Here is an 8,576-nt window from a genome sequence, read left to right as displayed (position 1 = left end):
GGGGCAAAATGCAAGCCGGGCGATGCCCGCGGCTGCGTAGACCCGGGTCGAGAACAATCCTCTCCAGGTGGCCTCGTAGCGTCTGCCGGCCGCTTCGCGGCCCGCCTGGCCCGTTGGCGCCCCGCCGAGTTCCGAAGCCAGCAGCCAGCCGGACTGAAGCGCCATCGAGATGCCTTCGGCGATGATGGGATGCGATTCCCCGGCCGCATTGCCGACGCGGAAGATATCGCGCTCGTAGCAGGCGCGGATGCCGGGCCGGATCGGTCCGGCCGCAAGCCATGGACCGTCGAGGCGGGCTCCCTCCAGGACATCGCTTACGCCCCGGCAGGATGACATGAGGTGGCGGCAGACCGCATCGGCCGCAGATAGGTGGCCATTCTCCTTGGGACCATCCTGTTCGGGGAGACGGTTGCCGCGCAGCCGCGCGAGCACGTCGCGCCTGATGCAGCAGGAGATCGACAGCCGGCCATGGTCGGCGAAGACCATGCCGCCATAGCCGCCAGGAAATACCAACAGCGGCATCAGATCAGTTGCGAGGGACGATCCGATGAAATGCGCTTTGAAGCCGAGCAGGTCCGACGGACGGCTGGTCTTTGCGAGTTGGCTTGGCAGGGGGCCCGGTTCCCAGGAACCGTGCGCCGCGACGATCACCGGCGCCCGCAACATCGTGTGTTCGTCGCTGACATTACTGGCCTGAATACGTACCGTCTGCATGTCGCCATCCCGGTCGATGGCGACGGGCCAAAAGGGCTGGAAGATTTCGGCGCCCGCCGAGCACGCCGCCTGCAAGAGCAGAGTGTCGAGCACGTCCCGCCCCAGCGCCCGGCCGAAGCCGTCATCTGCACAGCGCCCTGCTCTTGCCGGAGGCATTGCCGCCTCGACGCGGGTATTGCCGGAGAAAAAGCCGACGCGGCGGATTTGCGGGCCTGCGCTGGCGCGCCAGGCGTCGCCTATCTCCAGCCGGTCGAGAAGCGCGAGATTGCTTGCCGAGATGTATTCGCCGCAGACCTTGCGGCGCGGGAACAGCCGCTTTTCCACGATCGCTACCGCCCATCCGCGCCGGGCAAGCGTCAGCGCAACGGATGTACCCGCCGGCCCGGCGCCGATGATGATCGCATCATGGGTCGACAGACGTGTCATCGGTCCGGATCGGAAACGCTACCGGCGCCGACGAAGACGTGGGAAAACGGACCGGCACGCCGTTCCTCGAGCGGCATGCCGTTGACCTTAAGCCAGAGAGCGGAGAGTTCGTTGCCGCGAAAGCCGGCGCGTACGCTCTGGGCCGCATCGTGCCGGGTGACGTCGTTGACGCCGATCGCCGGCAGAAGGCCGGCAGCGACGAGCGCCGGCTTCGATCTCAGCGGTTCGGTTGCCAGGAGCAAAGGCGCTTTGGGCGCCAGCAGTGAGAACAGACGCAGCAGCCCGGCGTCATCGAAATGATGCAGGAAGAGGTTGACGGTGATCGCGTCGTAGCGGCTGCCGCCGGCCCGTTCCGCCCAGTCGAAGACGTCGGCGGTGATGCCTGCAACTGTCCACCCCAGACGGTCGAAATCCACCGAGAGTTCGGCGGTGAGAACGTCGACACGGTCGAGCAGCGTCAGTTCTACCCGCGGCCACTGCTTGACCATGCGCCGGGCCACGGCCAGCATGAAGGTGCCGTCGCCGGCGCCGATCTCCAGGATGCGGCCCGGCGGCTTCGGCACGAATTTCCTCAGCAATGACGCCATGATCCGCGCCTGCAGCATCAGTGCGTTGATGCGGCGGAGGTCACGGCGTGAAGCGCGCGCCCGTGGATCGTCGGCGGCGAGCCGATCCAGGATTTCCGGGATAAGGCTGCGCTGCGCGAGCGCGGTCATGAGACGGTCCTGAACAGCATGGTCTCGGCCGTTAGGCCGGGTCCGAAAGACATGCCGCAGCCCAGCAGTCCGCCGGGCTTCTTCAGCATCTTCTCCATCACGAACATGACCGTCGCAGACGACATGTTGCCGTAGCCGCGCAGCACCTCGCGCGACGGCTCGAGCGCGGCCGGTTCGAGATCGAGCGCCCTTTCGACGGCGTCGAGAATGCTGCGCCCGCCGGGATGCACGGCCCAGAGGTCGATCGCCTCCGGCGGCCGGCCACCAAGGATGGCGTCCTGGCTGCTTCGCAACACTTCCTGGACCGCCCCCGGGACCTTGCCGGAAAGAAACATGTCGAAGCCGTGGTCGCGGATATCCCAGGTCATCAGGTCCCGCTGCTCGCCGGCGACGGCGCAACAGAAGGAGTCGAGCGCGATGCCGGGCGGCTCGGCGGTCACGAGCGTCGCCGCGCAGCCATCGCCCCAAAGGCAGAAAGAGAGCAGCTTTTCCAACTCGTCGGTCTCCCTGATGTGCAAAGTGCATATTTCGATATTGACCAGCAGGATCCTGGCCTGCGGATCGGAGCGGACGATGTGGCGGGCAAGCTTGAGGCCGCTGACCGCCGCATAGCAGCCCATGAACCCGACTATCGTGCGCTCGATGCCCGCCGGCAGGCCGCAGCGCTGAACCAGGTCGAGGTCGATGCCGGGCGCGGAGAAACCGGTGCAGGTAGTGACGATGAGGTGGGTGATGCGCGACGCCTCATCGCCAAGATGCAGCCCGTCGACGCTGCTTTGCGCCAGAACGGGGGCGGCTTCGCTGAACATCGCCATTCTCACGGCGGTTCCGGGAAACGCGCCGCGCCTGAAGGTCCCGGCGAAATCGGCCGACGGCCCTTCGGGTTCGAGGGCGGGCGCGAAGCAGGAAAAGCGGTGCTCGATGCCGGCGAGGCCGGCCATGCGTTCGAATATTCTCCTGCGATCGGAGGCGAGCATCGAGGCTGCATAGCGCAGGTAGAACTGGTGCACGTCGTGCTGCGGCACCGCCGTCGCGATCCGGTTGATATAGGCGTTGGCGGACACGTTTCTGCCTCCCTGGGCTCGGGCGCGATGCGCGCTGTGCCGGAGGGATTTTCCGCTACTGACAGGCGCCAGGCGTTGAGCGTTGCCTATTCGATAAACGTTTCGAAAAACCTGTTTCTTCCTGGCGCGATCCAAAACATTCTGAAAGGATCATACGCAAAATCAAAGTGTTACGGTCTCGTCGGCGCGCGAAAGGCGCGCCGGCCACAAGCGCATCAAGCCGGCGTGAATCTTCGGCCCGTCAGGCAAAAGCTTCGGGCCGATTCACTCGCTGCCTTGCACCCCTCCGGGCACGATCAAGGCCCCCTGGTCGCGCTCCGAATATCTGAAGCCGATAAAGAACAAGGCGATGATGATGAGGCAGATCGCCAGCACGGTGGCGAGGATCCTTCCCGGGTGGTTTTCGGCGGGCTGTTTGTCGTCCATGGCGGTTCGCCTCGCTTATAAACCCGACCGGAGCGGAAAGAGTTCCAGGCTCCCGGGCGCAACGCCGGATTGAAGAAGCCGATCGCCGCGATCACGTGACGTCGATAACGACCATCAGCCCGCCGCCGCCCTTCCGTTGAATTTCCGACCTCAGCCCTCGATCCGGCTTGACCTTCCAGCAACTGGAACCCTTAGCGTGGAGAAATCCGGCGGCGGACTCCCTCGATATCCAGGAGCAAACGATGCATCGACGCGGTTTTCTGGCGGCAGGCCTGGCGACGGTTCTGGCGAGCCCACGCGCGCTGGCGCAGATGAAGATGGACGACATGTCCGGCATGGACATGAGCGGCCATGGTGGGCACGACATGGGCGCGATGGCCGACGGCGCCGTCACCCTGCCCGAGGGCGAGGTGTTGCGCGACCTGCCGCTGCTCGCCAACGCGGCCGGCCGGCCAGGCCTGTTCAAGGCACGGCTAACGGCGGAAGCGGCCGTCACGCGCTTCGCCGAAGGGCTGGACACGCCGATCCTCGCCTATAATGGCACGAGCCCCGGGCCGCTGATCGAGGCCTTCGAGGGCGACCGCGTCGAGATCACCTTCGCCAACCGGATCGAAGGCGAGGCCAGCACCATCCATTGGCACGGCATGCCGGTGCCGGCCGATCAGGACGGCAATCCGATGGACCCGGTGGAGGCGGGCACTGACCGCGTCTACGCCTTCGAGCTTCCGGAAGGGTCGGCCGGCTCCTACTGGTATCATCCGCACGCCCACGGCGCGACCGCCGAGCAGGTCTATCGCGGCCTTGCCGGCGCCTTCGTCGTCAAGGCCAAGGCCGATCCGGTGCCGGCCGAATATGGCGATACCGTACTGGTGCTCACCGACCTCAGGCTCGCCGCCGACGGCTCGATGCCCGCCAACACCATGACCGACCTGATGAACGGCCGCGTCGGCGACCATGTGCTGGTCAACGGCCAGAAGAATCCCAGGCTTGCCGTGACGAAAGGCGCGGTGCGGCGCCTGCGTCTCTACAACGCCACCAATGCGCGCTTCCTGAAGCTCGCCTTCGACGGTGCGGCGATGACCGTCATCGGCACGGATGGCGGATTACTGGCGGCGCCGGTTGCGGCCGACGAGATCCTGCTCAGCCCGGGCGAGCGCATTGAACTGGTCGCCTCCTTCAGCCGGCCAGGCCCCGTCACCCTCGCCACGCTTGACTACGATCGCGGCTGGATGGGGCCCGGTCGCCCGGCAGACGGTGGGCTGACACTGCTGACCGTCGACGTCTCCGAAGACGCGGGAGGAGCGATGCCGCCGCCGCCGGCGAGGCTGCGGCCGATCGCGCCGCTGCCTGCCCCCGCCTTTAGCCGGCGCCTCGTCTTCAGCGAAACCATGGCGATGAACGCCACCGGCATGGAAATGGGCTTCCTGATCAACGGCAAGGCCTTCGACATGGCGCGCGTCGACATCGTCGGCAAGGCCGGCGAGACCGAGCTCTGGGAGATCGTCAACCAGGCCGACATGGACCATCCCTTCCATGTCCACGGCACGCAGTTCCAGGTGATCGAGCACGAGCGCGACGGCAAGATCTCCAGGCCGCCCTACCTTGCCTGGAAAGACACCGTCAACGTGGCGCGCGGCGAGACGCTGCGGCTGCTGCTGCGCCAGGAGCAGCCTGGCCGGCGCATGTATCACTGCCACATCCTCGAGCATGAGCAACTCGGCATGATGGGCGTTCTCGACGTCACGGCATGACGGCGGGCATCGCATCCCGGGTAGCGATGCTGGCGCTTACCGGCTCGCTCGTTATGTCCTCGCCGCTGGCCGTGGCCTCGGGCGACGCGGTCGTTGCCGCCCGCCAGGCTTCAATGAAGGCGATGGCGGCGGCGGCGAAAACCGTTGCCGAGATGTTCGACGGCAAGCGAGCCTATGACGCTGCAGACTTCCGGACGGCGGCCGATACGCTTCGTACCCGCACCGGCCCCGTCCTGATCGTCGAATTTCCGTCAGGCACGCTCGGCGCGCCCTCCGGCGCCAAGGCTGAGATCGATCAGGCGCGGCCTGAATTCGAGGCGCTCGCCCGCCATATCGGCGGGCTCGCCTCGGCGCTGGCCGCAAAGGCCGAAACGGCGCCGGCGCAAATCACCAGCGACATGCGCATGGGCGCGATGCTGCCGACGGATGGCGGCAGCCTGCTCGGCAAACGGCCGAACGCCGTGCATGTCGATCCTGCCAAGCTGCCGGCGGAGCATCTCCTGCATCTCATCCTGCAGGATTGTTCGAGCTGCCATTCGAAGTTCCGGCGGAAGGTGAAGTGATACGGGCGACCTATCGCTTCAATTCGACGTAACCTGCCAGACGGCAACGCTGGCCAGAACAAGGCCGGCAACGCCCTCGATGCCGCGCGAGAGGAGGTCGAACAGGCGCGGCCGGCTGTCGAAGAGATGCACGAGCCGCTCGCGAAACAAGATCGACAGCACGGCAACGCAGGACAGCGTCAACGCAACGCCGACCATCATGGTCAACGCAAAAAGGATGCCGGCGCCGGGGACGCCGCGCGATATGGCGAAAGTCATGACGAACAGCGTAAGCGGGCACGGGATCAGGCCGGCCATGAAACCCACGACCTCCCCTTCATGCTTGTGGCTATGCCCATGGCCAAGCGCGCGCCAGACCATCCACGCGCCGATCACGCCGAGCAGCGCGCGGCTGACATCTTCGAGCAGCGGCGCCCGACCGACGCTTCCCAATGCCAGCGACACAAGCGGCAGGGAGAGCACGGCGATCAGCACCGCTATCGTCACATGCGTGGCGGAAAGCGCGATCGAGGCAAGCAGACCGCGCGACACCTTCGTATCCGAGCCGGCGAGATAAGTGGCGAGCACCGCCTTGCTGTGTCCTGGCGTCAGTGCGTGGGCGGCCCCAAAGACGACGCCCATCGGCAGGAAGGAGAAGAACGCCAGCCAACCGCCGCCTGCCGCCGGAAGCTTGATCTGGTCGGCTAGCGCCAGGTAGATCGTGCGCTGGAACTCGACAAGGGTCTGAAGCATCGGGCGGGACTATAGCCGCCGGACTCGGCGAGCGTCAGTGCCGATGTCCGGCATGGTCGCCGTGGTCATGGTGATGCTGGTGCGAGTGATCGTGCCACTCGAATCGCACATTGGCCGCTGCCAGCGCCGGCATGTGCTGGAAGAGTTCGTCCTCGAGCATAGCCGCGAGCCTGGTCGCCTCGGCAAGCGGCAGGGTCTCATCGGCGGCAATGGCGATGTCGGCATGCAGCCTGTGGCCGATCCAGCGCGCCCTCGCATCGACGAGCCGCACTCCCGGCACATGCTCGGCCGCATGGTGAATTTTATCGACGATGCCGGGCTCGACACCGTCCAGCATGCGCGTCAGCACGGCTTTGGAAGACTGCCAGACAATGGCGAAGATAGCGATCGTGATCAGCAGGCCGATGATCGGATCGGCGAGTGGAAAACCCGCCCAGACGCCGATGGCGCCGAGGACGACCGCCAGGCTGGTGAAGCCGTCGGTGCGGGCGTGGTAGCCGTCGGCGATCAGCGCCGCGCTGTTGATCTCGCGGCCGACGCGGACGCGGAACACGGCGACCGCTTCGTTGCCGATGAAGCCGATGATGCCGGCGATCGCCACCGAGCCGAGGAGTTCGATCGCCCTTGGATGGATCAACCTGTCGATCGCCTCGTAGCCGGCGACGATGGCGCTGAACAGGATGATGAGCACGATGATGATGCCGGCAAGGTCCTCGACCCGGCCGAGGCCATAGGTGAAGGTCTTCGACGGCTTGCGCCTTGCCAGCATGAACGCGATCCAGAGCGGGATGGCGGTGACCGCGTCGCCGACATTGTGGATGGTGTCGGCAAGCAGCGCCACGCTGCCCGACAGAAGGACGACGACCAGCTGCAGCGCGGCCGTGATTGCCAGCACCACGAAGGACCATTTGATCGCCCAGATGCCGCGCGTCGTGGTGGCGATGGTGGGGTCGACCACGCCATGCGTATGGCCATGAGGGCCGTGACCGTCATGATGGTGGCCATGCCCGGCGTGATCGTGCGAACCGAGGCCGAACCAGTCGAGAACGCGTATGCCAAAACCGCTCATAGATATTTCGCCAATTGCTTGAGCTCGGCGAGCGCGTCATGCGAGCCCCCCTCGGCGCTGTCGTTCAGGCAGTGCTCGATATGATCGTGGATCAGCTCGCGCTTGGCGCTGCTGATCGCACTCTCCACGGCGTGGAGCTGCTGGGCAAGGTCGACGCAGGGGCGTTGCGCCTCGAACATCGAGAGCACCGCGGCAAGGTGGCCCTGCGCGCGTTTCAAACGCTTAACGATGGCGGGGTGCGAGGTATGGATGCCTTCTGACATGGGGCGGGGAATATCCCCCCGGGGAGGATAGAGTCAAGCCGGCTGGAGGGCTTTCGGAGGCTGGGTCCCGCCAGGGTTTGCAAAATATTAATTTGTTCAGGCGACGCTAATATGATGACCAAGAACCTCCACAACGCCACGCGCAACACTCCGATCCAGGAGATCAGGCCTTCGCTGCTTGGCAAGGTGGCGCCGGCGCTGTTTCCGCTGGTGGTCGTGGCGCTCGGCTATTTCGTCGGACGGCAGTTCTTCGGATTTTGAGGCGGGCGCGCCAGCCTTCGATCCCTCCTTCCCAGGCCCGCCCCCTGCCCTAGCTTCTCCGTGGAGGAGAAAGCGGCATGGCGATCTATGGTCTCAGGGTGGTGAGCTTCATCTTCGCGGCGCTGGCGTTCGTGCCGGCCGGCGCGCATCTGTTCTCGATGCTCAACAAGCTGAAGCTCGACGGCACGAGCTATCTCGCCGCGCAGCGCGCCTATGATGGCTGGAGCCTGTTCGGCAGCCTCGTGCTGGGCGCCCTGCTGTCGAGCGCGGCACTTGCGGTCGTGCTCTACCGCTCGGGCGGCGCCTTCGGCCTGGTGGCACTTGCCTTCATCGCCATCGGCGCCACGCAGTTCGTGTTCTGGAGCTTCACCTTTCCGGCAAACCGGGCGACCCGCAACTGGACCATGCTGCCCGACAATTGGGAGATACTCAGGCGGCAATGGGAATATTCGCACGCGGCCGCCGCCTGCCTCAACGCGCTGGCGCTGCTGTTGCTGTTCCTCGCGGCCCTGCGCCGCGACGCGGGGGTTTGACGGGCTCCGGCCGCGCCGGGAAGCCAAATACCATCAGTCAGCGGTAAAACTGATTGCA

Annotated in this window: 10 protein-coding genes and 1 pseudogene; 4 read left to right on the top strand and 7 right to left on the bottom strand. The window is 65.7% G+C overall.

All coding sequences use genetic code 11. The features are described from left to right. From EN738_RS25540 to EN738_RS35685, 4 genes are all read right to left on the bottom strand, one after another. Nucleotides 1–1,140 (bottom strand): NAD(P)/FAD-dependent oxidoreductase (locus EN738_RS25540; RefSeq protein ID WP_145966928.1); only part of this gene is annotated, 1,140 nt, incomplete at its 3' end. After that, on the bottom strand, nt 1,137–1,856 hold the full coding sequence (locus tag EN738_RS25535) for a methyltransferase domain-containing protein (protein ID WP_127286131.1): 720 nt from the start codon (nt 1,854–1,856) through the stop codon (nt 1,137–1,139). The genes EN738_RS25535 and EN738_RS25540, both read right to left, overlap by 4 nt. Continuing rightward, the gene (locus EN738_RS25530) at nt 1,853–2,920 is read right to left on the bottom strand and encodes a type III polyketide synthase (protein WP_127286130.1); all 1,068 of its coding nucleotides are present in this window, start codon (nt 2,918–2,920) and stop codon (nt 1,853–1,855) included. Before EN738_RS25530 ends, EN738_RS25535 begins: the two co-directional genes overlap by 4 nt. A gap of 264 nt (nt 2,921–3,184) precedes the next feature. Further along, entirely contained in the window at nt 3,185–3,346 is a 162-nt protein-coding gene (locus EN738_RS35685) for a hypothetical protein (protein WP_189340653.1), read from the bottom strand. Nucleotides 3,347–3,588: 242 nt separating this feature from the next. On the opposite strand from EN738_RS35685, the gene EN738_RS25525 reads away from it, so the two are divergent. Together EN738_RS25525 and EN738_RS25520 are read left to right on the top strand one after the other, a co-directional pair. Then, entirely contained in the window at nt 3,589–5,097 is a 1,509-nt protein-coding gene (locus tag EN738_RS25525) for a multicopper oxidase family protein (protein WP_127286129.1), read from the top strand. Continuing rightward, complete coding sequence (locus tag EN738_RS25520; protein WP_127286128.1) at nt 5,094–5,660, top strand: cytochrome c; 567 nt, start codon at nt 5,094–5,096, stop codon at nt 5,658–5,660. The genes EN738_RS25525 and EN738_RS25520 overlap by 4 nt, the downstream gene beginning before the upstream one ends. Before the next feature lie 18 nt (nt 5,661–5,678). Here EN738_RS25520 and EN738_RS25515 read toward each other — a convergent pair whose 3' ends face one another. The 3 genes and pseudogenes from EN738_RS25515 to EN738_RS25505 all read right to left on the bottom strand — a co-directional run bounded on the left by EN738_RS25515 (nt 5,679) and on the right by EN738_RS25505 (nt 7,724). Then, entirely contained in the window at nt 5,679–6,392 is a 714-nt protein-coding gene (locus tag EN738_RS25515; protein WP_127286127.1) for a sulfite exporter TauE/SafE family protein, read from the bottom strand. Between the two features lie 97 nt (nt 6,393–6,489). After that, a pseudogene (locus tag EN738_RS25510) lies at nt 6,490–7,446 on the bottom strand (cation diffusion facilitator family transporter); the annotation flags it as partial. Nucleotides 7,447–7,457: 11 nt separating this feature from the next. Then, entirely contained in the window at nt 7,458–7,724 is a 267-nt protein-coding gene (locus EN738_RS25505; protein WP_127286125.1) for a metal-sensing transcriptional repressor, read from the bottom strand. A gap of 114 nt (nt 7,725–7,838) precedes the next feature. Here EN738_RS25505 and EN738_RS35680 point away from each other — a divergent pair, with 114 nt between their 5' ends. Both EN738_RS35680 and EN738_RS25500 read left to right on the top strand, forming a co-directional pair. Further along, complete coding sequence (locus EN738_RS35680; protein ID WP_189605964.1) at nt 7,839–7,985, top strand: hypothetical protein; 147 nt, start codon at nt 7,839–7,841, stop codon at nt 7,983–7,985. A 77-nt stretch (nt 7,986–8,062) separates the two neighbouring features. Continuing rightward, nucleotides 8,063–8,518 carry a hypothetical protein gene (locus EN738_RS25500; protein WP_127286124.1) on the top strand — a complete coding sequence of 152 codons (456 nt, stop codon included), beginning with the start codon at nt 8,063–8,065 and terminating at the stop codon, nt 8,516–8,518. The last annotated feature ends 58 nt before the right edge of the window (nt 8,519–8,576 follow it).

This window comes from Mesorhizobium sp. M4B.F.Ca.ET.017.02.2.1 (assembly GCF_003998955.1).
Taxonomy (GTDB): Bacteria; Pseudomonadota; Alphaproteobacteria; order Rhizobiales; family Rhizobiaceae; genus Mesorhizobium; species Mesorhizobium abyssinicae.
Note: the sequence above shows the minus strand (reverse complement) of the source record. Positions and strands in the feature narration are given on the sequence as shown.